19 protein-coding genes and 1 tRNA gene are annotated in these 22,624 nt (G+C 66.7%); 13 read left to right on the plus strand and 7 right to left on the minus strand.

The genetic code is table 11. The features are described 5' to 3' along the window. Window positions 1-66: 66 nt before the first annotated feature. The gene (locus QPK32_RS17275; RefSeq protein ID WP_290414035.1) at window positions 67-2,316 is read right to left on the minus strand and encodes an EAL domain-containing protein; all 2,250 of its coding nucleotides are present in this window, start codon (window positions 2,314-2,316) and stop codon (window positions 67-69) included. Between the two features lie 175 nt (window positions 2,317-2,491). On the opposite strand from QPK32_RS17275, the gene aroC reads away from it, so the two are divergent. Next, entirely contained in the window at window positions 2,492-3,586 is a 1,095-nt protein-coding gene (aroC, locus tag QPK32_RS17280; protein ID WP_290414036.1) for a chorismate synthase, read from the plus strand. 56 nt (window positions 3,587-3,642) lie between these two features. Here aroC and QPK32_RS17285 read toward each other — a convergent pair whose 3' ends face one another. Both QPK32_RS17285 and QPK32_RS17290 read right to left on the minus strand, forming a co-directional pair. Continuing rightward, the gene (locus QPK32_RS17285) at window positions 3,643-5,133 is read right to left on the minus strand and encodes an HDOD domain-containing protein (RefSeq protein ID WP_290414037.1); all 1,491 of its coding nucleotides are present in this window, start codon (window positions 5,131-5,133) and stop codon (window positions 3,643-3,645) included. Next, complete coding sequence (locus QPK32_RS17290) at window positions 5,130-6,896, minus strand: bifunctional diguanylate cyclase/phosphodiesterase (RefSeq protein WP_290414038.1); 1,767 nt, start codon at window positions 6,894-6,896, stop codon at window positions 5,130-5,132. Before QPK32_RS17290 ends, QPK32_RS17285 begins: the two co-directional genes overlap by 4 nt. A 358-nt stretch (window positions 6,897-7,254) precedes the next feature. On the opposite strand from QPK32_RS17290, the gene QPK32_RS17295 reads away from it, so the two are divergent. The 4 genes from QPK32_RS17295 (at window position 7,255) to QPK32_RS17310 (ending at window position 10,552) form a co-directional block, all read left to right on the plus strand. After that, window positions 7,255-8,934: an isovaleryl-CoA dehydrogenase gene (locus tag QPK32_RS17295; RefSeq protein ID WP_290414039.1), complete on the plus strand. Its 1,680-nt coding sequence runs from the start codon at window positions 7,255-7,257 to the stop codon at window positions 8,932-8,934. A gap of 89 nt (window positions 8,935-9,023) precedes the next feature. Then, window positions 9,024-9,674, plus strand: coding sequence for a uracil phosphoribosyltransferase (gene upp, locus QPK32_RS17300; RefSeq protein WP_290414040.1), 651 nt, complete (start codon window positions 9,024-9,026; stop codon window positions 9,672-9,674). Window positions 9,675-9,677: 3 nt separating this feature from the next. Next, window positions 9,678-10,052, plus strand: coding sequence for an Hpt domain-containing protein (locus QPK32_RS17305; RefSeq protein WP_290414041.1), 375 nt, complete (start codon window positions 9,678-9,680; stop codon window positions 10,050-10,052). Window positions 10,053-10,348: 296 nt separating this feature from the next. Then, the gene (locus QPK32_RS17310) at window positions 10,349-10,552 is read left to right on the plus strand and encodes a cold-shock protein (RefSeq protein WP_036231758.1); all 204 of its coding nucleotides are present in this window, start codon (window positions 10,349-10,351) and stop codon (window positions 10,550-10,552) included. A 110-nt stretch (window positions 10,553-10,662) separates the two neighbouring features. On the opposite strand, the gene QPK32_RS17315 is transcribed toward QPK32_RS17310, so the two are convergent. Then, a complete protein-coding gene (locus QPK32_RS17315; protein WP_290414042.1) occupies window positions 10,663-11,577 on the minus strand; it encodes a LysR family transcriptional regulator in 915 nt (304 codons plus the stop codon). Window positions 11,578-11,717: 140 nt separating this feature from the next. Here QPK32_RS17315 and aceB point away from each other — a divergent pair, with 140 nt between their 5' ends. After that, window positions 11,718-13,307 (plus strand): malate synthase A, encoded by a 1,590-nt coding sequence (gene aceB, locus QPK32_RS17320; RefSeq protein WP_290414043.1) that lies wholly within the window; start codon window positions 11,718-11,720, stop codon window positions 13,305-13,307. A gap of 96 nt (window positions 13,308-13,403) precedes the next feature. Here aceB and gloB read toward each other — a convergent pair whose 3' ends face one another. Beyond that, window positions 13,404-14,225, minus strand: coding sequence for a hydroxyacylglutathione hydrolase (gene gloB, locus QPK32_RS17325; RefSeq protein WP_290414044.1), 822 nt, complete (start codon window positions 14,223-14,225; stop codon window positions 13,404-13,406). A gap of 24 nt (window positions 14,226-14,249) precedes the next feature. On the opposite strand from gloB, the gene QPK32_RS17330 reads away from it, so the two are divergent. The 5 genes from QPK32_RS17330 (at window position 14,250) to QPK32_RS17350 (ending at window position 17,349) form a co-directional block, all read left to right on the plus strand. Next, entirely contained in the window at window positions 14,250-15,035 is a 786-nt protein-coding gene (locus QPK32_RS17330) for a class I SAM-dependent methyltransferase (RefSeq protein ID WP_290414045.1), read from the plus strand. A gap of 26 nt (window positions 15,036-15,061) precedes the next feature. Continuing rightward, window positions 15,062-15,502 carry a ribonuclease HI gene (gene rnhA, locus QPK32_RS17335; protein ID WP_290414046.1) on the plus strand — a complete coding sequence of 147 codons (441 nt, stop codon included), beginning with the start codon at window positions 15,062-15,064 and terminating at the stop codon, window positions 15,500-15,502. Window positions 15,503-15,588: 86 nt separating this feature from the next. Continuing rightward, a complete protein-coding gene (gene dnaQ, locus QPK32_RS17340; protein ID WP_290414047.1) occupies window positions 15,589-16,296 on the plus strand; it encodes a DNA polymerase III subunit epsilon in 708 nt (235 codons plus the stop codon). Between the two features lie 69 nt (window positions 16,297-16,365). Next, a tRNA-Val gene (locus tag QPK32_RS17345) sits at window positions 16,366-16,440 on the plus strand. Between the two features lie 156 nt (window positions 16,441-16,596). After that, window positions 16,597-17,349 carry a class I SAM-dependent methyltransferase gene (locus QPK32_RS17350; RefSeq protein WP_290414048.1) on the plus strand — a complete coding sequence of 251 codons (753 nt, stop codon included), beginning with the start codon at window positions 16,597-16,599 and terminating at the stop codon, window positions 17,347-17,349. Between the two features lie 60 nt (window positions 17,350-17,409). Here the strand turns inward: QPK32_RS17350 and QPK32_RS17355 are convergent, their stop codons facing one another. Then, window positions 17,410-20,181 carry a TonB-dependent receptor gene (locus QPK32_RS17355; RefSeq protein ID WP_290414049.1) on the minus strand — a complete coding sequence of 924 codons (2,772 nt, stop codon included), beginning with the start codon at window positions 20,179-20,181 and terminating at the stop codon, window positions 17,410-17,412. Window positions 20,182-20,339: 158 nt separating this feature from the next. Beyond that, window positions 20,340-21,164: an IclR family transcriptional regulator C-terminal domain-containing protein gene (locus QPK32_RS17360; RefSeq protein WP_290414050.1), complete on the minus strand. Its 825-nt coding sequence runs from the start codon at window positions 21,162-21,164 to the stop codon at window positions 20,340-20,342. 144 nt (window positions 21,165-21,308) lie between these two features. Between QPK32_RS17360 and QPK32_RS17365 the strand changes: the two genes are divergently transcribed. Next, window positions 21,309-21,974: a 3-oxoacid CoA-transferase subunit A gene (locus QPK32_RS17365; protein ID WP_290414051.1), complete on the plus strand. Its 666-nt coding sequence runs from the start codon at window positions 21,309-21,311 to the stop codon at window positions 21,972-21,974. Further along, window positions 21,971-22,624 carry a CoA transferase subunit B gene (locus QPK32_RS17370; protein ID WP_290414052.1) on the plus strand — a complete coding sequence of 218 codons (654 nt, stop codon included), beginning with the start codon at window positions 21,971-21,973 and terminating at the stop codon, window positions 22,622-22,624. The genes QPK32_RS17365 and QPK32_RS17370 overlap by 4 nt, the downstream gene beginning before the upstream one ends.

Here is a 22,624-nt window from a genome sequence, read left to right on the forward strand (position 1 = left end):
AGTTATGTCTAACTTCTCTGGGTCAGTTCACAGGCAGGGGCGATGCCGTTCGCGCGTATCGTTCGTTCAGGCCGCGCGCGTCAGCGCATCGTTCCCCAGCCACTCCAGCAGCGCCTGCGGCGCCAGCGGCCGCGCGAACAGGTAGCCCTGCGCCAGCGGGCAGCCGAGCGACTGCAGGATCTGCGCCTGGCGCTCGTCCTCGACGCCCTCGGCGATGATCGACAGGCCCAGGTTGCGGCCCAGCTCGATAACCATCTCGGCGATGCTGCTGCCGCGCGCCGATCCCGTGATCTCGGTGACGAAGGCGCGGTCGATCTTGAGCCGGTCCACCTGCAGGCGCTGCAGGTAGGACAGCGAGGAAAACCCCGTCCCGAAGTCGTCGATCGCGATCGATACGCCGGTACGCTTGATCTCGGCGAGGCGCTCGATCAGCAGGTCCGGCTCTTCCATGGCCATCGATTCCGTGATCTCAAGCTCGACCCGTTCCGGCGGGGCGCCCGTCTCGTGCAGGGCGCGGCGCAGCATGTCGATGAAGTGCGGATGGCGGAACTGCACCTGCGACACGTTGATCGACATCGTGAAGTCGAGGTGGCCGGCCGCGCGCACGCGCATCAGTTCGGCGCAGGCCTCGCGCAGCACCCAGGCGCCGATGTCGATGATCAGGCCGGAATACTCGGCGATCGGAATGAAGCGGTCCGGCGGCACGAAGCGGCCGTCCTCGGTGCGCCAGCGCAGCAGGGCCTCGGCGCCGAACGCGCGGCGCGCGCCCAGCTCCACCTGCGGCTGGTAGGCGAGGAACAGTTCACCGCGCGCGAAGCCGCTGCGCAGCGCATGCATCAGGCGCACGCGTTCGCGCGTCTCGACGCCCATCGCCCGCGAAAAATAGAAGTGGCCGCCGCGCTGCTTGGTCTTGGCGCGCTTGAGCGCGATGTCCGCATCCTTCAGGGCGTCCGTGCCGTTGCCGTCGTGCTCGCGCAGGCGCACGAGGCCCAGCGTGGCCGAGACCTGCACGTCCTGGCCCTCGATCGAGAACGGGGTATCGAACTGCGCGTGGAGCAGGGCCGGGTCGAGCTGGCAGCATGGGCCCAGCACGCAGAAGATGTCGCCGCCGATGCGCGCCAGCGCCAGGCGCGCGTCCAGGCGCGTACGCAGGCGCTGCGCCACGGCCACCAGCAGCGCGTCGCCGAACTGGTGGCCGAGCGCGTCGTTGGTTTCGGCGAAATGGTCGATGTCGACGAGGCACAGGGTGGCGTCGCTGTCCTGGCGCAGGCGCAGGCTGTCGTCGATCAGCTCGACAAGGCGGGTGCGGTTGGGCAGGCCGGTCAGGCCGTCGTAGAAGGCGGCGCGCTGCAGGTCCGTCATCAGCGCCACGTTGTCCAGGCCGACGGCGAGGCTGCTGGCGAACACGTCGAGCAGGCCGCGGCGCAGCGCGTCGACGGGGCGCTCCAGGCGCAGGTAGGCGGCGAAGTCGGCGTGCGACTTGCCGCGGAAGTACAAGGTCAGTTCGTGCGCGTCGTAGACGTTGGCCCGCCGCTCGAGCGTGCGCGCGATGGCGGCGGCGGGGCCGTGGGCCGTGCGTGCCAGCATCCCGTCGGCCACCAGGCCCGCGCAGTCGCCGCAGCTCGCCAGCACGTGCCAGGCTTCCGGACGGTCGCCGGGCGCGCTGGCGCACAGCAGGCCGTGCGCCGGCTGGCCCAGCAGCAGGGCCGCTTCGCGCAGGATGCCCTGGGTCATCTCGCTGATCGAGTGCAGCGCCATCAGCTCCGTATTCGCGCGCACCACCTGGGCCAGGCCGGCCCGGCTGTCCTCGAGCGCGTGGATCTGCTCGTAGGCGCGGATCGCCGCCGCCACGCTGGTGTACAGCTTGGTGCGGGTCAGTTCGGACTTGGTGCGGTAGTCGTTGATGTCGTAGCCGCGGATCGCATCCATTTCCGGCGCATAGCCGGGCTGGCCCGTGCGCAGCAGGATGCGCACGTCGTGCATGCCCAGCACGTCGCGGATGTGGCGTACCAGTTGCAGGCCGGCGTCGGCCTGTTCCATGACGACGTCGAGCAGGATCACGGCGATGTCGCGTTCGCGCTCGAGCAGGCGCTCGGCCTGGGCGCGCGAATAGGCATGCAGGAATTCCAGCGGGCGCCCGTGCAGCTCGAGGCTGCCGAGGGCGAAGGTCGTGGTCGAGTGGACGTCGGCATCGTCGTCCACGATCAGCACCCGCCATGCGCCTGCTGCGCCAGGTTGCGGCGCGGCAGGCGTTTCGTCGACGAATACCAGATCGTCGTCCTGCGCAGCGCCCGAGGGCGCGTTCGGTGCGGGCATGTGCTACTTCTCCAGTGAGCGCGGTTCTTTGAACCTAGTATATATGCAATACTCAAGGCCCAGGAAAAAATTCTTTGAGGCAACAGTTGCGATAGTGACAGGTGTTGTCAAATGACCGCGCCGGGCCCGATACTGTAGAATCTTCCTTTCCCTTCTTACAAGTCCAGAGTTCTCAATGTCCGGCAACACATTTGGCAAGCTGTTTTCCGTTACCACCTTCGGCGAGTCGCACGGTCCCGCGATCGGCTGCGTGATCGATGGCTGTCCCCCGGGGATGGCGCTGTCCGAGGCCGACATCCAGCCCGAGCTGGACCGTCGCAAGCCCGGCACGTCGCGCCATGTGACGCAGCGCCAGGAAGCGGACCGCGTGCAGATCCTGTCGGGCGTGTACGAGGGCGTCACCACCGGCACGCCGATCGCGCTGCTGATCCCCAACGAGGACCAGCGCAGCAAGGACTACGGCAACATCGCCGAGACCTTCCGTCCGGGCCACGCCGACTATACGTACTGGCACAAGTACGGCGTGCGCGACCCGCGCGGCGGCGGCCGTTCCTCCGCGCGCCTGACCGCGCCCGTGGTCGGCGCCGGCGCCATCGCCAAGAAGTGGCTGCGCGAGCGCTTCGGTACCGAATTCATGGGCTGCATGGGCGCGCTGGGCGACATCGACGTGCCGTTCCAGGGCTGGGAGCACGTGCATGCGAATCCCTTCTTCGCCGCCACCGGCGACGCGGCGCTGATCGCGCGGATGGAAGCCGCGATGGACGAGCTGCGCCGCGCCGGCGACTCGATCGGCGCGCGCATCGACGTGGTGGCGAAGAACGTCCCCGTGGGCCTGGGCCAGCCGCTGTACGACAAGCTCGATGCCGACATCGCCTATGCGATGATAGGGATTAACGCGGTCAAGGGCGTGGAGATCGGCGCCGGCTTCGCGTCGGTGGCGCAGAAGGGTTCCGAGCATGGCGACGAACTGACGCCGCAGGGCTTCGTCGGCAACAACGCCGGCGGCGTGCTGGGCGGGATCTCGACGGGGCAGGACATCACGGTCTCCATCGCCATCAAGCCGACGTCGTCGATCCGCACGCCGCGCCGCTCGATCGACAAGGCCGGCAATCCGGTGGAGGTCGAGACCTTCGGCCGCCACGATCCCTGCGTGGGCATCCGCGCCACGCCGATCGCCGAGGCGATGCTGGCGCTGGTGCTGATCGATCATGCGTTGATGCACCGGGCGCAGTGCGGGGATGTCAGGGTCGATACCCCGAAGCTGGCGTAAACAAACGGTCTAAACCAACGTCGTCCCTGCGCAGGCAGGGACGACGTCGTTGACGTTCAGGTCCTGAGCGCCGCCGCTTCCGCCTGCTGCCTGCGCTCGACCGTCTTCACGACCAGCCCGCGCAAGTCGTTCAGCATCGCGAACTCGGTCTGGCTCAGGTACACCGTCGGATAGCGGTCGTCCCAGTCGCCGTAGATGAAGCCGACCGGCTCGCCGTGCGTGCACAGCGGGATGATGACGAAGCAGCGCGCCTCCTGCAGCGACGCCTTCCACCAGTCGGGCAGCTTGCTCGAGAACTTGGGATCGCGCGCGTTCTCGATGAAGATCACGCGGTCGCTGCCGAGGGCGGCGAAGAACACGTTCGGGTCGTAGGCGTCGTCGAAGGCCAGTTGCGGCAGCAGGGCCTTGGCATGGTCGCCCAGGCCGATCTTGGCCGTGTACTTGCCGTCGCGGCGGCTGCGCAGGAAGCCGAAGGCGCGCGTGAACGACAGGCCGTGGTAGGCCGTCTCGATGGCCATCGACATCATCTGCCCCGGCGTGGCGCCGGCGGCAGCGTCGCGCATGTCGGCCACGCCGCTCATCAGGATCTTGTTGCCGGCCTCGCGCATGCGCGTGGCGGCCGCTTCGCGCGCGCGCTTCTCGGGCGGGTTGGCCAGCGGCGCGATCGACAGGTCGGCCGCCGCTTCTTCCTTGGCCTTCTCGATGGCGCCGACAATGGAGTCGGGCTCGATGCCGATCATGGGCGCGAAACTCTCCGCGATCTTCTGCACCTCGTCGGCGCCCGTGTCCTCGTCATGCCACAGCGAGTCCGCCGTCTGCGACGCCATGGTGCCCAGCGCGGCCAGCCAGTCGTCGTGGCCGAACTGCTCGCCGCGCTCGCCCGGCTCGACGCGGCGCATGCCGGCGATCAGGTTGCGCGGCAGGCCCCAGTGCTCGGCCGTCGCGCGGCCGATCTGTTCCAGCGGGAGGCCGAGCTGGGCGTGCGCCGCCGCGTCCTCGCCGCCGGCGCCGCCGGCCTGCTGCAGCAGCACCCATTGCTCGGGCAGGTAGAAGGTCACCATCATGCGGCCCAGCGAGTGCAGGATCGAGCACACCACGGCTTCCTCGGCGTCCTTCACGCGGGCCTGGGCCGCGACCTGGTGCGCGACCATGCCGGCCAGGACCGCCTTTTCCATCTCGATCTGGGCCTGCAGCGAATCCGGCGTCGACTTGCTCAGTTCCTCGATCAGCTTCAGGCCCAGCGCCAGGTGGCCGATCGCCTCGGTGCCCAGCACGAGGATCGCCTTCGACACCGTGTTGATGCGCTGGCCGAACGCCGAGTACATGCCGCTGTTGGCCAGGCGCAGCACCTTCTGCGTCAGCACGGGATCGGACAGCACCGTCTCGGCCATCGAGAAATCGGCCTCGTCCTCGCCGCGCATGGAGGCCAGGATGGCGTTGATCGCGCGGGTAAAGCCGGGCATGTCGCCGCGCCGGCGGACGCGTTCCCACAGCAGGGCGAGGGTGGCGTCGGCCTTCGGCGACCGTTCGAAGTTCAGTTGATTCATGGTTTGCCCACCCGTAGTTCGTCCGGCAGCAGTTCGGCGTACAGGTTTTCCCTGAGCGCGGCCATGGCCACGTGGGCCGGCATCGGCTTGCCGGTCAGGTAGCCCTGCACGTAATCGCAGCCGCGCGACTCGACATACGCGAGTTGTTCTTCGGTTTCCACGCCCTCGGCGACGACCGACAGGTCGAGGTGCTTGGCCAGGTCGAGCACGGCGTTGCAGATGGCGGCGTCCTTGGTCGACGCGGGCAGGTCCTTGATGAAGGCCCGGTCGATCTTCAGCACCGAGATCGGGAAGCGCTTCAGGTAGGCGAGGCTCGAGTAGCCGGTGCCGAAGTCGTCGATCGCGATGCGCGCGCGCCGCTCCGTCATCTTGGCCAGGATCGCCTCGGCGTGCAGCGGGTCGATCATCAGCGTGCCTTCGGTGATCTCGAGCACCAGCTTGTCGCCCGGGGTGCCGGAAAAGGCCAGCGCATCGTCGAGGACGGACAGGAATTTGTCGTTGCGGAACTGGCGCGGGCTGATGTTGACGGAGATGTACAGCTCGCGCTTGGCCACCTCCTCGAACTGGCGCAGCTGCACCAGCGCAGCCTTCAGTGCCCAGGCGCCCAGCAGGTTGATGAGGCCGTTGGTCTCGGCGATCGGGATGAAGCGCACGGGCGGCACCATGCCCAGCACCGGGTGCTTCCAGCGCATCAGCGTCTCGAAGCCTTCGATCTGGCGCGAGCGGCTGCTCACGATGGGCTGGTAGTACAGCAGGAATTCGCCTTCGCGCACGGCCTGGAACATCGCCGCTTCCAGCGAGATGTCGTGCTGCGGCGGGCCGCTGTCCTTCAGGTTGTAGACGACGCTCCTGCCGCCGCCGGTTTCCTTGCAGCGGCCCATGGCGGCATCGGCCATCGCCAGCAGGCGCACTTCGTCTTCCGCATGTTCCGGGTAGATCGACACGCCCACCGACGCGCCCAGGTAGATCGTGTGGCTGTCGATCTCGAACGGCGACTGCAGGGCCGCCAGCAGGCGGCCCGTCACGAGCTTGATCTGGGCCGCGGTATAGGTGCCGGGCAGCACCGCGACGAACTCGTCGCCGCCGACGCGGGCCAGCGTGTCGCTGTCGCGCAGCGTCTTGCGCAGGCGCGCCGCGGCCTGGCGCAGGATGGCGTCGCCGACCGGGTGGCCGAGGCCGTCGTTGACCTTCTTGAAGCCGTCCAGGCCGATGGTGGCGACCGAGAAGCCCTGGCCGGAGCGGCGCGCGCTGGCGATCACCATGCGGATGCGGTCGGACAGCAGCAGGCGGTTGGGCAGCTCCGTCAGCGCGTCGTGCGTGGCCATGTGGCGCAGGCGCTGCTCGGTGGCACGCTGGGCGGACATGTCGCGCCCGATGGCGAGCAGTTCATGGCTGCCGGGCAGGCTGCTGATGCGCAGCTCGTACCAGGTTTCCTTGTCGCCCATGTCCTTGTCTGCCGCGCGCAGCCGTACTTCGACCAGCACGGGGTCGGCGATGGCGACCGCGCTGGCGTCGATGATGGCATTGCGCAGCGCCGGCTGGTCCGCTTCCGGGGCCAGCGCGAGCATTGGCCTGCCGGCGAGCGGTGCGGCGTCGCTGCTGCCCAGCGTGCGCAGCGTGCGCTGGCTGGCGAACTGGATCAGTCCCCCCGGATCGAGCCGGAACACGATGTCGCCCGCCGCCTCCATGAAGCCGTCCAGGCTCGCGGCGGGAAGGGCATCGCGGGGCTCCTCGTGCGGTACTGCGGGTGAACTGGCACGCATTGTTGAAATATCTGCTTTCTGTTAGCTGGGCAGGAGCCTGGATTTCAGTGAAACCGTACGAGTGTACCAAATCGACAAACAATGTATCACTGAAAAATTCCGTGAAGCATCAAACATGACAATTTCCTCGTGGCGCGTTCACACCTGCTTGATGCATCGCAGTCGGGATTTTGGGACTGCCATGCTTGCCCGGCATGAGGCTTTGCGCTAGCCTTGTTGCCTTATCGTTAAGGCGAGGCAAGCGCGGAACTGGTGCATTGTCGCTGATATAGTGCAGCAAGGAAACTTTTTCATATTGAAGATGATGCTACGTTGCAACAAATATAGCCCCGCCCCCCGATCGATGGAGGAGACCGCCATGAACCGCTTCGACACCCACGACGTCATCAACCAGGCGCCGCCGTTCGGCGACGTCAACCTGTTCCGCTGCGACGCGGCGCTGCGCGAAGGGCTGGAGCGGGAGGGCGGCGGCTGGGCCGCGGCCGAACTCGACCGCCTGGGCGAACGGCTGGGCGCGCGCGACCTGCAGGAACTCGCGCGGCTCGCCAACGAACACGGTCCGCGCCTGGTCGGCTACGACCGCCAGGGCCGGCGCGTCGACGAGATCGAGTTCCATCCGGCCTGGCACGCGCTGATGGCGCTGCTGGTCGAGAACGGCGCCCATTCGCTGCCGTGGGAAGCCCCGCGCGGCGGCGCCCAGGTGGCGCGTGCCACCGCTTACCTGATGTTCGGCCAGGTCGAGAACGGCAGCCAGTGCCCGGTGACCATGACCTACGCGGCCGTGCCGGCCCTGCGCCAGGCGCCGGCGCTGGCCGCGCGCTGGCTGCCGAAGATCCTGTCGCGCGATTACGATCCGCGTTCGCTGCCCGTCGAGCAGAAGCGCGGCGCGCTGGTGGGCATGGGCATGACGGAAAAGCAGGGCGGCTCGGACGTGCGCGCCAACACGACGCGCGCCGCGCCGATCGATCCGGCGCAGGCACGGGAGCGCTTCGGCGACGAGCATGCGCAGGCCTGGAACATCGTCGGCCACAAGTGGTTCTTCTCGGCGCCGCAGGCCGACGCCCACCTGATCCTGGCGCAGACCGATGCGGGCGGCGGCGCGGGCCTCAGTTGCTTCTTCGTGCCGCGCTACCTGCCCGACGGCAGCCGCAACGCCGTGCGCGTCCAGCGCCTGAAGAACAAGCTGGGCAACCGCTCGAACGCGTCGTCGGAGGTGGAGTTCTGCGACGCCGTCGGCTGGATGATCGGCAAGGAGGGGCGCGGCATCCCGACGATCCTCGAGATGGGCAGCCACACGCGCCTCGATTGCGTGCTGGGCAGCGCCGGCACCATGCGCGCCGCGCTGACGCATGCGCTGCACCATGCGCGCGGACGCGTCGCGTTCGGCCGGCCGCTGGCCGAGCAGCCGCTGATGCAGAACGTGCTGGCCGACCTGGCGCTCGAGTCGGAGGCGGCGACGGCATTCGCGCTGCGCCTGGCGCGCTGCTTCGACCATGCCGACGATCCGCACGAGGCGCTGCTGGCGCGCGTGCTCACGCCGGCCGGCAAGTACTGGATCTGCAAGCGCGGCCCCGCGTTCGGCGCCGAGGCGATGGAAGTCATGGGCGGCAACGGCTACGTCGAGGACGGTCCGCTGGCGCGCCTGTACCGCGAACTGCCCGTCAATTCGATCTGGGAGGGGTCGGGCAACGTGATGTGCCTGGACGTGCTGCGCGCCCTGTCGAAGGGCCCGGAAGTGCGCGAGGCGCTGGCGGCCGAGCTGGCGCCGGCGGCCGGGCGCGACGGCCGCTACGATGCCTATTGCGCCGACCTGCTGGAAGCGCTGGCGCACGCGGCCGGCGACGAGGGCGGCGCGCGCCGGCTGGCCGAGCGTCTCGTGGTGGCCGTGCAGGCGGGCCTGCTGCTGCGCCATGCGCCCGCGAGCGTGGCGGACGCCTTCCTGGCGTCGCGCATCGCGCGCGACGCGGGCGGGGCGTTCGGGCGGCTGCCGGCGGGCGTCGACTGCGCGGCGATCCTGGCGCGGGCGCTGCCGGCGTAGCCATATGTCTTCGACAAAAAGGCGGGACAAACGGGCGCGCGGCTGGGATAATGGCGCCCTTCGCACCAACCAAGATTCCCATGTCGACAATGAAACAAGATCCGCGGTTTCCGAACCTGTTCATCACCAACCATCCCCTGATCCAGCATAAGCTGTCGCACATGCGCGACCGCGGCACGTCGACCCGCACGTTCCGCGAGCTGCTCAAGGAGATCACGCTGCTGATGGGCTACGAGATCACGCGCGACCTGCCGCTGACCACCCGCCAGATCGACACGCCGCTCGAAACCATCGACGCGCCCGTCATCGCGGGCAAGAAGCTGGCCATCGTCCCGATCCTGCGCGCCGGCGTCGGCATGAGCGACGGTCTGCTGGAACTGGTGCCGTCGGCACGCGTCGGCCACATCGGCGTGTTCCGCGACCCGGACACCCACCTGCCGGTCGAATACCTGGTGCGCCTGCCGGACACCAACGAGCGCACCTTCATCCTGTGCGACCCCATGGTGGCGACCGGCAACTCGGCCGTGTACGCCGTGGACGTGCTCAAGAAGCGCGGCGTGTCCGACGACCAGATCATCTTCCTGGCATTGGTGGCGGCGCCGGAAGGCGTGGAGGTGTTCCACAAGGCGCATCCGAACGTCAAGCTGTACGTCGCCTCGCTGGACAGCCACCTGAACGACCACGCCTACATCATCCCCGGCCTGGGCGACGCGGGCGACCGCATCTTCGGCACCAAGTAAGCCATGAGCAGCGGCGCGGACGAGGAATTCTTCGCACGCCTGGCGGAGCTGAACGGCAAGTTCGCCGCCAGCCTGCCGCAAACGCTGGGCCGCCTGTCGGCGGCGCGCGAGGCCTTCGACGTGGCGCGGCCGCAGGGGGCATTGATCGCGCAGCTGCAGGCGGTGCTGCACACGCTGGCCGGATCGTCGGCCACGTTCGGCTTCCGCGGCCTGGGCCAGCACGCGCGCGCCCTCGAGCAGCGCCTGCGCGTGCTGACCACCTTCGACTCCGTCAACCCGACGGAATGGCGCGCCTGGTTGGGCGAGCTCGACACGTTCGTGGCCTGGGGCCTGCGCGACCCGAAAGGGTCCTATCCCAACGATGAGCCCGGCATTTAGATCCTGAACAAAAATACTGTCCGGGAGTCGTTTGATCCAAGACAAACTTGGCAACCATCGATGACCTATATTTTCCGTACTGCCGAAGCAAAAAGAGCGCGTAAAAGTTGGCTTTAGGAATGTTACGTGATCAGGGGTTTTATTTTGCGAAAACTGTATACATTCGGTTTTATTCGGTATAATGCGGGATCGTTGGATTCGAGGTAGCAGTGCAGTTAGTCTGTCATTTGTTTCTTGCTTCTTCAAACGATCATAAACGGACGTTAAGTCCACTTTAACTGAAATAGGAAATTGTAATGGCAACTGGCATCGTAAAATGGTTCAATGACTCCAAGGGCTTCGGCTTCATCACCCCGGACGAAGGTGGCGAAGACCTGTTCGCTCACTTCTCGGCGATCCAAACCCAGGGCTTCAAGTCGCTGCAAGAAAACCAGCGCGTGTCGTTCGACGTGACCTCCGGTCCGAAGGGCAAGCAAGCATCGAACATCCAGCCGCTGTAATGCGCTGAATGACGTGCAAAAAAATCCTCGGAATTTCCGGGGATTTTTTTTGTCCAGCATCTGCAAATTGCTGAGCTGGAATGGCCTGGTTTGCGGATGTTGATTGCTTTTCAGGCGCCGCCGGTCTTGCGCCAATAATCCGGCTGGGCATAAGCCCGCCGCAGGAAATCGACGAATAAACGGATGCGTAGCGGCAAGTGACGCCGTTGTGCAAAGACCGCGAAGATGTCGTTGCCGGGCGCCGCGTATTCCTCCAGCACCGGCACCAGCCGGCCCGACTCGATCGCCACACCCACTTCCCACAGCGAGCGCCACGCCAGGCCGCGTCCCGCCAGCGCCCAGTCGTGCAGTACTTCGCCGTCGTTGCACTCCATATTGCCGGCCACCTTCACCGTGATGGTCTGGCCGCTCTCGCGGAAATTCCAGCCGCGCTGGCTGCCTTCGCTGCTGATCGCAAGGCAATTGTGACGTACCAGGTCGTCCGGCGTGCGCGGCGTACCGTGGCGTTTCAGGTACGCCGGCGCCGCCACGACCACGCGGCGGTTGTCGGCGAGTTTGACGCCAATCAGATTGGAGTCCGTCAGGCCGGCTATGCGCACGGCCACGTCGACGCCTTCGCCGACCACGTCGACGACGCGGTCGTTCAGGTTCAGGTTGACGGTGACGTCGCGGTGTTCGGCCAGGAAGGAGGGCAGGAGGGGCGCGACGTGCTGGCGCCCGAAGCCGGCCGGCGCCGACACCAGCAGGTGGCCGCTGGCGCGCGCGCTACGTTCCGAGACGGCGCTTTCCGCTTCCTCCAGCTCGGCCAGGATACGCTGGCAATCCTCGAGGAAGGCCGCGCCCTCGTCGGTGAGCGCCAGGCGCCGCGTCGTGCGCTGCAGCAGCTTGACGCCGAGGCGGGCTTCCAGCGCATCCAGGCGGCGTCCGATCATGGCCGGGGCGATGCCCTCGGCCCGTGCCGCGGCCGACAGGCTGCCGCGGGCGACGACCTCGACGAAGGTGGAAATCTGGCGGAACTGTCCCATGCTGTCTCCTTCATCTGTGATAAAAACGCACAGATGAATGTATTTTTTGTCTCGTTTAGGTAGGCTGGAGTGAATATACTTGACCGTATAGCAAACGCCAAGCCGCGTTGAACGATTTCAACACTACAGAGGAGCACGCCATGACCATCGCCACCCCCGCCGGAATGGAGATCCGCGCCGAGATCAAGCCGGGATACGACCAGATCCTGACCCCGGACGCGCTCGCGCTGGTAGCCAAGCTGAGCCGCGAATTCGAGCCGCGCCGCCAGCAATTGCTGGCAGCCCGCACCGAGCGCGCGAAGCGCCTGGATGCCGGCGAGCGTCCGGACTTCCTGGCCGAGACGGCCCCTATCCGCGGCGGCGACTGGAAGATCGCCCCGATCCCGAAGGCGCTGGAGTGCCGTCGCGTGGAGATCACGGGCCCCGTCGAACGCAAGATGGTCATCAATGCGCTGAACTCGGGCGCGGACAGCTACATGACCGACTTCGAGGATTCGAACACGCCGAACTGGGACAACCAGATCACGGGCCAGCTGAACATGCGCGACGCCGTGCGCGGCACGATCTCCCTGGAACAGAACGGCAAGCAGTACAAGCTGAACGAGAAGGTCGCCACGCTGGTCGTGCGCCCGCGCGGCTGGCACCTGGACGAAAAGCACGTGCTGGTGGACGGCAAGCGCGTCTCGGGCGGCATCTTCGACTTCGCGCTGTTCATGTTCCACAACGCCAAGGAGCAAATGGCGCGCGGCGCCGGCCCGTATTTCTACCTGCCGAAGATGGAATCGCACCTGGAAGCGCGCCTGTGGAACGACATCTTCGTCATGACGCAACGCGAGCTGGGCCTGCCGCAGGGCACCATCAAGGCCACCGTGCTGATCGAGACGATCCTGGCCGCCTTCGAGATGGACGAGATCCTGTACGAACTGCGCGAGCACAGCGCCGGCCTGAACGCGGGCCGTTGGGACTACATCTTCTCGTGCATCAAGAAGTTCAAGCTGGACAAGGACTTCTGCCTGGCCGACCGCCCCAAGGTGACGATGACGGCGCCGTTCATGCGCGCCTATGCCTTGCTGCTGCTGCAGACCTGCCACAAGCGCGGCGCGCCGGCGATCGGCGGCATGTCGGCCCTCATCCCCATCAAGAACGACCCGGAAAAGAATGCGGTCGCCATGGCCGGCGTGATCGGCGACAAATCGCGCGACGCGACCGACGGCTACGACGGCGGCTGGGTCGCCCACCCGGGCCTCGTCGAGCCGGCGATGACGGAATTCAGGAAAGTGCTGGGCGACCGCCCGAACCAGATCGACAAGCTGCGCCCGGACGTCGACGTCTCCGCCGCCGACCTGCTCGACTTCAAGCCGGAGGCGCCCATCACGGAGGCGGGCCTGCGCTACAACATCAATGTCGGCATCCACTACCTGGGTGCCTGGCTGGCCGGCAACGGCTGCGTGCCGATCCACAACCTGATGGAAGATGCGGCCACGGCCGAGATCAGCCGCTCCCAGGTGTGGCAATGGATCCGTACGCCGAAGGGCGTGCTGGACGACGGCCGCAAGGTCACGGCCGAGATGGTGCGCGCGATGATCCCGGAAGAACTGGCCAAGGTGAAGGACGTGGCGCCGAACGGCGACAACCCGAGCTATGCGCGCGCGGCGGAGATCTTCGAACAGATGTCGACGTCGGAAGACTTCGCGGAATTCCTGACCTTGCCGCTGTACGAGGAAATCTGAGGTTGGTCGGACGGTGGGCAGGTGGTGCCCACCGTCAGAATGCCGGGTACGGTAGAAGTCACCACGCAGGTGGGCATGACTGGCCCACCATGCGCGTCAGAACACGTTCTTCCATTCGCGCAGCGCCGCGAACGCGCTGACGGCGTCCGGCGCCGCGTCCGCGCCCGCCGGCAAGCGTCCCGCCGCGACCAGGCTCGCCAGGATCGCCGGTTGCGTCGCACGCAGGAAGGGATTCGTCGCCTTTTCGATCGCGATATTCGACGGCACCGTCGGCAGGTGGGTGCCGCGCAGCTTGCTGTCGTTCTCCACGCGCATCTGCAAGGCCCGGTTGTCCGGTTCCAGGGCCTGGGCAAACCGCAGGTTCGACAGCGTGTATTCGTGGGCGCAATACACGAGCGTGTCGTCGGGCAGGGCGGCCAGCTTGTCCAGCGACGCCTTCATTTGCGCCGGCGTGCCTTCGAACAGGCGGCCGCAGCCGGCGCCGAACAGCGTATCCCCGCAGAACAGCCACCGTTCCCCCGGCGTTTCCCGCACATAGGCGATATGGCCCAGCGTGTGGCCGGGCACGTCCAGCACCGAGCATTCCAGCGCCAGTCCCGGCACGGCGACGCGGTCGCCTTCGCCCAGCGGATGCGTGACGGCGTCGATGCCGTCGTTGCGCGGGCCGAACACGGGGACCTGATATTCTTGCAGCAGGCGCGGCACGCCGCCGATGTGGTCAGCGTGATGATGGGTGAGTAGAATGGCGGTCAGGGTGAGTCCATGCGCGCGCAGGGCGTCCAGGATCGGCTCGCCGTCGCCCGGATCGACGACCGCCGCGCTGTCGCCGTCGTGGATGAGCCAGAGGTAATTGTCCTGGAAAGCAGGCACCGTCAATACGGCAAGTTCAGGACGTAATGGAGTCATCGTCTGGGTCATATGAGGGATCGAAAAGGGTTAGTCATGGATAGCGCGTCATCCGAAAAATCCATTATAGCGCTCGACCACTGGCTGCAATCGCCGGCGGGAGCCTATGTGCGCGCCTGGGAGCAGGCCTGCCTGGACGAGTTGACGGTCGATATCTTCGGCTTCAATGCGGTGCAGATCGGCCTGCCGCAGATCGACGCCCTGGCCGCCAGCCGCATGCCCAACAAATGGGTCGCGGCCACGCGCACGTCCACCGAGGACGAGCTGGCCATCGCCACGAGCGGCAAGCAGATCTCGGTGGCGCTGGATTTCGCCGACCTGCCGTTCGCCTCGCAGAGCCTGGACCTGGTCGTGCTGCCGCATGTGCTCGAGTTCGCCGAAGAGCCGCACCAGGTGCTGCGCGAGGTCGAGCGGGTCCTGATCCCGGAGGGGCAATTGATCATCTGCGGCTTCAACCCGGCCAGCATGTGGGGCATGCGCCAGGGGATGGGGCGGATCACGAGCAGCGACTACCTGCCGGCGGCCGGCGAGTTCATTTCTTTGCCACGTCTCAAAGACTGGTTAAAATTGCTCAATCTGGGGGCCACGCGCAGCCATTTCGGCTGTTACGCGCCACCGTTCCGCACCGCGCAATGGCTGAACCGCTTCGCCTTCGTCGAAGGCGCGGGGCAGCGCTGGTGGCCCTACCTGGGCGCCGTCTACATCGTCCACGCCATCAAGCGCGTCAAGGGCATGCACCTGATCGGCCCGGCCTGGAACAAGAAAAAGGCCAAGGCGCCGCAAGCGGTGCCGGCCACGAATCGCAACGAACGACATAAATAAAAGTCAACACGAGGGAAACGAACAGCATGACCAAAGTAGAAATCTTCACCGACGGTGCCTGCAAGGGAAATCCGGGCACCGGCGGCTGGGGCGCGCTGTTGACGGCCGAAGGCGGCCACCAGAAGGAAATCTATGGTGGCGAAGCCAATACCACCAACAACCGCATGGAATTGCGCGCCGTGATCGAGGCGTTGACCACGCTGAACCGTCCCTGCCAGGTCGTCCTGCACACGGACAGCCAGTACGTGCAGAAGGGCATCTCCGAGTGGATCCACGGCTGGAAGGCGCGCGGCTGGAAGACCTCGACCAAGGAACCCGTCAAGAACGACGACCTGTGGAAGGCGCTCGACGCCGCCCAGCAGCAGCACGCCGTCGAATGGCGCTGGGTACGCGGCCACAACGGCCATCCGGGCAACGAGCGCGCCGACGTGCTCGCCAATATGGGCTGCGCGTCCGTCAAGCGCTGACCGCTGCCGCCGGCCCGCACTGCGTTCCCCCGACCCCTTTGGTATACTGAGGGGTCTTCCTTTCACGTTTGAGAATCCCCACGCGCATGCGCCAAATCGTCCTCGATACCGAAACCACGGGCCTGAATCCGCGCACCGGCGACCGCATCGTCGAAGTCGGCTGCGTCGAAATCGTCGACCGCAAGCTGACCGGCAATAACTACCACCGCTACATCAATCCCGAGCGCGACTCGGACGAGGCGGCGCTGGCGGTGCACGGTCTGACCACCGAATTCCTGAGCGATAAGCCGAAGTTCCATGAAATCGCCGAAGAGCTGCGCGACTTCATCAAGGACGCGGAAATCATCATCCACAACGCGCCGTTCGACCTGGGCTTCCTGAACCACGAATTCCAGCGCATCGGCATGCCGCCGTTCGTCGAGCATTGCACCAACGTGATCGACACCCTGGTCCAGGCCAAGGAACTGCACCCGGGCAAGCGCAACTCGCTGGATGCCCTGTGCGACCGCTACGGTATCTCGAATGCCCACCGCAAGCTGCACGGCGCATTGCTGGACTCGGAGCTGCTGGCCGACGTCTACCTGGCCATGACGCGCGGCCAGAACACGCTGTCGATGGACGTCGAGGTCGAGACGAGCGCCGGCGGCATCGTGCTGGAAGCGGGTCCGCTGGGCGAGATCCTCGTCGTCGCGGCAGCCGAGGACGAGCTCGCCGAGCACGAGAATGTGCTCGCCGCACTCGACAAAGGGGTGAAGGGAGAATGCGTTTGGAGAAAATATTCTCCGCAGGGGTGACAGAACGCAAATTTCCCCCTATAATGCTCGTCATTGCAGCGATGCATTCGCAGCAAAGCAGGAAAAGTAGGGCGGTTAGCTCAGGGGTAGAGCACAGCATTCACACTGCTGGGGTCGCAAGTTCGAAACTTGCACCGCCCACCAGGATTAGGACAAGAAAGCCAGCTTGATAGCTGGCTTTTTTGCTTTGTGCATCCATCGTGAGTCGGACCCTGTCGTAGTAGAGGCCTCCGCGAGCTCTCCACGTCGGCCGGCATGCCAAGCTGTACACTGGCGGTCTTGCCCTCAAGGAGAAACTATATGATGCACAACTCCCATAAACGCCTTCCGGCATGCGCCGTGTTCGTACTGGCATGCGCGGGCGCGGTCGTTCCTTTCGCCCGCGCGGCCGATACCGATGCCGCCTCGCGCTACCAGGCGGCCATCGCCAGTCCGGCACGCACCGACGCCGATCGGGCCGCCGACGGCAAGCGCAAGCCGGCCGAGTTCCTCGCGTTCGCCCAGGTCCGTCCCGGCATGAAGGTGCTGGACCTGGTGGCCGCCGGCGGCGCGACGTCGGAATTGCTGGCCCTGGCCGTCGCGCCGGGCGGCGAAGTCTGGGCGCATAACCCGAAGGCATCGGACTCGCTGGGCCAGCGCCTGGCGCAGCATCCGCAGGCCAACCTGCATCCGTTCGTGGCTTCGTTCGACGATCCGGTACCGAAGGACGCAGGCCCCTTCGACCTGATCACGCTGGTGATGAATTACCACGACATCGTCAACGCCGGCACCGACCGCGAAGCGATGAACCGGCGCCTGTTCGCCGCGCTCAAGCCCGGCGGCCGCTTCGTCGTGATCGACAATGCCGCCAGGGAGGGTAGCGGCCTCGGCGCGACCAAGACCCTGCATCGCATCGACCGCGCCGCCGTGATCGCGGAAGTCATCAAGGCCGGTTTCGTGCTCGATGGCTCCAGCGACTACCTGCACGTCGCCGACGACCCGCGCGACCAGCCCTTCTTCAAGATGGACGGGCGCCCCGACGACAAGTTCGCGCTGCGCTTCGTGAAGAAATAAGGCGCATCCGGCGAGAATCCGCCGGCGGCCCGCCCGTCATCCGAGGCCGCCGGGGAATACTCAACGGAACGCGTACGTCGCGCTCGCGTAGAACCGCCTTCCGCGCGGATCCGTATAGCTCGGATCGTACCCCGACAGGAAGTAATAGGCCTGGTTCGAATACGGCGGACTGCGATCGAACATGTTCTGGATGCCCAGGCGCAGTTTCAGGTGCGGGTTGAACACGTAGGCGCCCGACAGGTCCCACAATGAATACGACTTGACGTGGTTCTTCGCCACCACGCTGCCGTCGTCGATGTTGATCGCCGTGTTCTGGTCCTCGTAGCCGCTCGAGAAGGTGTTCGACAGGCTGGCCGAGAACGGGCCGCGGTCCCAGTCGAACGTGACCGTATGGCGCCAGCGCTGCACCACGCCGTCCGTGACGAAGTGGTTCAGGTTGCTGACGTAGGGGTCGCCCGGGGCATTCTGGATCTTGGACGACAGCACGTAGGTGCCGTTCAGGCGTCCGCCGAAGCGGCCCACCGGCGTGTCCACGCCGCGCACGGTGATGGCCAGGTCCAGGCCCTTGGCCAGCTGGGCGCCGCGGTTTTCCTTGCGCAGGTCGATGTAGTCGATCAGGCCGTCCTCGTCGCGGTGCACCAGGTCGCCGTACTTGTCGAGGTTCGAGAGGATGATGTCGTCGCCGATCTCGCTGATCAAGTCGGTGCGCTTGATGTTCCAGTAGTCGAGCGAGGCGTTGACGTGGCTGCCGATGGCGGCCACGGCGCCCAGCGAGAACTGGCGGCTGCGCTCCGGCTTCAGGTCCGGGTTGCTGTAGCGGCGCGTGTCCCAGTTGTCGGCGCAGTCGGCGTAGTTGTTCTCGACCGTCGCGCAGTACACGGGGTCGGGCAGGGTGGCCGTGCTGCTGTAGACGGTGGGACGGTGCAGCTCCGTCATCGACGGCGCGCGAAAGCCGCGGCCGGCCGATCCGCGCAGCAGCACGCCGGCTGCGGGGCGGTAGGACAGGCCGATCTTCGGGCTGGCCGCGCCACCCACCTGCTGGTAGTGGTCGTAGCGCGCGGACAGCTGCGCTTCCCATTGCTTGGCGAAGGGCAGCAGCATCTCTCCGTAGACGGCGCCGATGGTGCGGCTGTCGTGGGTGGCGCGGCCGCCTTCCGGCGCCGCGTCGTTGTTGATGTTGTCGCTCAGGAGGAGGGCGGACGGCGTGAAATCGTTGCGCTCGCGCCGCGCCTCGCCGCCGATGGCCACGGCCAGGTCGCCGCCCGCCATCGGGGCCAGGGCGCGCGAGAACTTGAAGTCCCACGAATCCATCGTGCCGCGCGCGTGGCGCACGTCGTCGTTGACCTGGATGCTGTCGATCAGCGCGCGGCCTTCGGCGCTGGAGGGGCCGAACGGGTTGATGCGGCCGTCCGCGATGCCGGCCAGCAACTGGTCGTACAGCAGGTAGCCGTGGGTGTCCTTGTCCTTGACGGTGTTGACGCTGTGGTTCAGCGCCGTGTCGTAGTCCCAGCCGCCGATGGTGCCGGTCAAGCCCACGACGATGCGCACGCCTTCGCTGGTCAGGCTGCTGGTGCGCTGGCCCGCTTCGTTCAGGCGCATGCGCAGTTCGAGTTCGCCGGGGATGTCGTCGTCGAGCTGGTCCAGTCCCGTGCCGGCCAGCTGCGGCACGCGGCTATAGTCGATGTAGCCCGTCACGCGCGCGGACGAACCCGTGTAGTCCGTCTTGGAGCGCGACAGCGCCACCTCGGCATAGGCCTGGTGGCCGTCGCCCAGCTTGATCACGCCGCGGCTGAGGAGGCTGGCCTTCTCCGACTTCGGATACAGCTCCGTGTCCCCCATGTAGTTATACGTGCAGGCGTCGACGCCGCCCGTGCCGGCCGGCAGGTAGACGTTGGCCGGCGGCGCGCAGTTCGGTACCGACAGGTTGATCAGGCGGTTCGTGATCGGCTGGCCGTTGATCGTGAAGCCGATGTCCTGCAGGTGGTCGCGCTGCGCGGACGTCAGGCGGATGTTGGCCGGGCTCGTATAGCCGGACAGCAGGTGGCCCAGGCGCTGTTCGACCTGCAGGCCGGGAATGAAGCTGCGCTGCGACGTGCTGAGCGCGTTCGTGCGCTGGAAGTCGGCGACGGCGAACACGTTGTAGCCGTCGCGCTCGATGTCGCCCTTGCCCACGCCGATGCTGGCCGTGCGCTTGCCGGCGCCGCCTTCGCGGGTCTTGCCGCCGTAGACGTTCAGCTCGAGGCCCTGGAAGTCCTTGCGCGTGATGAAGTTGATGACGCCGCCGATGGCGTCCGTGCCGTACAGGGCGGAGGCGCCGTCCAGCAGCACCTCCACGCGTTCCAGCGCGGCGGCCGGGATGTTGTTCAGGTCGACGCCCGTGTCGTCGCCGGGCGACGCGAAGTTGGCCATGCGCCGGCCGTTCAGCAGCACGAGCGTGGACGAGGTGCCGATGCCGCGCAGGTTGGCGCTGTTGAAGCCGCGCTGGTCGCCGCCGACGTTGATGCTGGCGCCGTCCGTCAGGCCGTTGACGTTGGCGGAGATGCGCGTCATGAGTTCCGACGCCGTGGTCACGCCGGCCTTCTCGATCTCCGCGCGGGTCACGGTCTGCACGGGCAGCGCCGTTTCCGCCTGCACGCGCCGGATCGCGGAGCCCGTGATTTCGACGGTCGGCATCGGAGTTGCAGTATCCGCCGTCTTTTCCGCCGCCGCTTGCGCCGTCGCCACCCCGTCCTGGGCCGCCGCCGGGTTGGCCAATACGCCGGCCGCCATCCATCCACCTGCCAGCAGCACGCCCCGCACGGCGCGCGCCGCCACCTTCATCCTTGGTTTCATTCACTCTCCCTGTCATGGCCCGGTGTCGTCATTCTCTTGGCCGGACGCCTTGGGTTCCGATCATAGTGGAGAGCGTAATTACTTTGTCATTTTTGACAGTGTCCCTTATAACTATGCAGCAATTTAGCAACGCTTCACGGCACGGGAGCAGACATTGTTTACGGCAGCAGCACGGCCAGCTCCTGCGCGCCCCGCTGCAGCACGGGCAGGAATTCCTCCACCATCCGTTCGTGCGACACCCGCGCCGCCTGGGCGCCCACGTTCAGCGCGGCGAGCACGCGCCCGGAGGCGCCGCGCACGGGCACGGCGATCGAGCGCAGGCCCAGCTCCAGTTCCTGGTCGTTGACCGCATGGCCGTCGCGGCGCACTTCGCCCAGCACCGCGCGCAGGCGGTCCGGATCGGTGATCGTGCGTTCCGTCCGGGGCAGCAGCGTCGTGCGGGCCAGGTAGGCATCCAGTTCGCCTTGCGGCAGGTGCGCCAGCAGCACGCGGCCCAGCGAGGTGCAATAGGCCGGCAGGCGGCTGCCGGCGCTGAGCGACACCGACATCACGCGCGAGGTCGCCGCGCGCGCCACGTACAGCACCTGGTCTTCTTCCAGCACGGCGAGCGAGCTCGATTCCCCCAGCGTCTTGCTGACGCCGTCCAGGCAGGGCTGCGCCGCCAGCGTCAGCGGCGTCGACGACAGGTAGGAATAGCCCAGCGTCAGGACCTTCGGTCGCAGGGTGAAGTTGTTGAGCTGCGCATCGACGTAGCCGAGCTGGCGCAGCGTGTGCAGGCAGCGGCGCACGGCGGCGCGCGGGATGCCGGTCTGCTGGCTGATCTGGGCGATGGTCTGCGGCTGGCGCGAATCGGCGAAGGCGCGGATCACGGCCAGGCCGCGCGCGAACGAGGTCATGAAGTCCGGGTCCGTCAACGCGTCGATCTCGTCGGCGATGGTGAGGGCGCCTGGCCGTGCGGGAGTGGTGTCGTTGGTCGATGGCATGGTCGAATTGTAAGCGAATGCGGGTGCCCGGCTGGAGGCGCGCTTGACCGCCCGCCGGGACGGGCGTAGACTTTTTGTGCGGTTAGCGAATATGTGTTCGATAATCGCACACCTTGGGCGAATACGCCATACGGAAGGCACACCATGATCGACAAGACATTCGAATCGCTCCAGCAGGCCGTCGCCGACATTCCGGACGGGGCCACCGTCATGATCGGCGGCTTCGGCAACGCCGGCATGCCGTCGGCGCTGATCGACGCGCTGCTGGAGCAGGGCGCGCGCGAGCTCACCATCGTCAACAATAATGCAGGCAACGGCGAGACGGGACTCGCGGCGCTCATCAAGGCCAAGCGCGTGCGCAAGATCGTCTGCTCTTTCCCGCGCCAGGCCGACTCCTGGCACTTCGACGCGGCCTACCGCGCCGGCGAGATCGAGCTGGAACTCACCCCGCAGGGCAACCTGGCCGAGCGCATCCGCGCCGCCGGCGCCGGCATCGGCGGCTTCTTCTCTCCCACCGGCTACGGCACGCTGCTGGCCGAGGGCAAGGAGACCCGCGTCATCGACGGCAAGCATTATGTCTTCGAGACGCCCATCCATGCCGACTTCGCGCTCATCAAGGCGCTGCGCGGCGACCGCTGGGGCAACCTCGTGTACCGCAAGACGGCGCGCAACTTCGGCCCGATCATGGCGATGGCCGCCAAGACCACCATCGCCCAGGTGGCCGAGATCGTGCCGCTGGGCGAGCTCGATCCGGAAGCGATCGTCACGCCGGGCATCTTCGTACAACGCGTCGTCAAGGAGGCAGCATGAACAACGCGAGCAGATTCACCCGCGACCAGATGGCCGAGCGGGTCGCGCAGGACATTCCCGAAGGCGCCTACGTCAACCTGGGCATCGGCTTGCCGACCAAGGTGGCGAACTACCTGCCGCCCGAGCGCGAAGTCTTCCTGCACAGCGAGAACGGGGTGCTGGGCATGGGCCCGGCGCCGGCGCCCGGGGAGGAAGACGAGGACCTGATCAACGCCGGCAAGCAGCCGGTGACGCTGCTCACGGGCGGCGCCTACTTCCACCATGCCGACTCGTTCGCGATGATGCGCGGCGGCCACCTGGACATCTGCGTGCTGGGCGCGTTCCAGGTATCGAAAAAGGGCGACCTGGCCAACTGGCACACGGGGGCGCCGGACGCGATTCCGGCCGTGGGCGGCGCCATGGACCTGGCGATCGGCGCCAAGCAGGTATTCGTCATGATGGAACACCAGACCAAGACGGGCGAGAGCAAGATCGTCGAGGCCTGCACCTATCCGCTCACGGGCATCGGCTGCGTCAGCCGCATCTATACTGACCTTGCCGTGCTCGACGTGACGCCGGACGGCCTGCGCGTGCGCGAACTGGCGCCGGGCCTGACGCTGGCCGACGTGCAGGCGGTGACGGCGGCGCCGCTGCTGCCCGCATCAAACTGA

The organism is Massilia sp. YIM B02763, from assembly GCF_030412015.1.
Classification (GTDB): Bacteria; Pseudomonadota; Gammaproteobacteria; order Burkholderiales; family Burkholderiaceae_D; genus Telluria.

Excerpts from the sequence above, each read along its gene's own strand:
- QPK32_RS17275 (WP_290414035.1), bottom strand. The coding sequence starts at position 2,316 with ATGCCCGCACCGAACGCGCCCTCGGGCGCTGCGCAGGACGACGATCTG.
- aroC (WP_290414036.1), top strand. The coding sequence starts at position 2,492 with ATGTCCGGCAACACATTTGGCAAGCTGTTTTCCGTTACCACCTTCGGC.
- QPK32_RS17285 (WP_290414037.1), bottom strand. The coding sequence starts at position 5,133 with ATGAATCAACTGAACTTCGAACGGTCGCCGAAGGCCGACGCCACCCTC.
- QPK32_RS17290 (WP_290414038.1), bottom strand. The coding sequence starts at position 6,896 with ATGCGTGCCAGTTCACCCGCAGTACCGCACGAGGAGCCCCGCGATGCC.
- QPK32_RS17295 (WP_290414039.1), top strand. The coding sequence starts at position 7,255 with ATGAACCGCTTCGACACCCACGACGTCATCAACCAGGCGCCGCCGTTC.
- upp (WP_290414040.1), top strand. The coding sequence starts at position 9,024 with ATGAAACAAGATCCGCGGTTTCCGAACCTGTTCATCACCAACCATCCC.
- QPK32_RS17305 (WP_290414041.1), top strand. The coding sequence starts at position 9,678 with ATGAGCAGCGGCGCGGACGAGGAATTCTTCGCACGCCTGGCGGAGCTG.
- QPK32_RS17310 (WP_036231758.1), top strand. The coding sequence starts at position 10,349 with ATGGCAACTGGCATCGTAAAATGGTTCAATGACTCCAAGGGCTTCGGC.
- QPK32_RS17315 (WP_290414042.1), bottom strand. The coding sequence starts at position 11,577 with ATGGGACAGTTCCGCCAGATTTCCACCTTCGTCGAGGTCGTCGCCCGC.
- aceB (WP_290414043.1), top strand. The coding sequence starts at position 11,718 with ATGACCATCGCCACCCCCGCCGGAATGGAGATCCGCGCCGAGATCAAG.
- gloB (WP_290414044.1), bottom strand. The coding sequence starts at position 14,225 with ATGACCCAGACGATGACTCCATTACGTCCTGAACTTGCCGTATTGACG.
- QPK32_RS17330 (WP_290414045.1), top strand. The coding sequence starts at position 14,250 with ATGGATAGCGCGTCATCCGAAAAATCCATTATAGCGCTCGACCACTGG.
- rnhA (WP_290414046.1), top strand. The coding sequence starts at position 15,062 with ATGACCAAAGTAGAAATCTTCACCGACGGTGCCTGCAAGGGAAATCCG.
- dnaQ (WP_290414047.1), top strand. The coding sequence starts at position 15,589 with ATGCGCCAAATCGTCCTCGATACCGAAACCACGGGCCTGAATCCGCGC.
- QPK32_RS17350 (WP_290414048.1), top strand. The coding sequence starts at position 16,597 with ATGATGCACAACTCCCATAAACGCCTTCCGGCATGCGCCGTGTTCGTA.
- QPK32_RS17355 (WP_290414049.1), bottom strand. The coding sequence starts at position 20,181 with ATGAAACCAAGGATGAAGGTGGCGGCGCGCGCCGTGCGGGGCGTGCTG.
- QPK32_RS17360 (WP_290414050.1), bottom strand. The coding sequence starts at position 21,164 with ATGCCATCGACCAACGACACCACTCCCGCACGGCCAGGCGCCCTCACC.
- QPK32_RS17365 (WP_290414051.1), top strand. The coding sequence starts at position 21,309 with ATGATCGACAAGACATTCGAATCGCTCCAGCAGGCCGTCGCCGACATT.
- QPK32_RS17370 (WP_290414052.1), top strand. The coding sequence starts at position 21,971 with ATGAACAACGCGAGCAGATTCACCCGCGACCAGATGGCCGAGCGGGTC.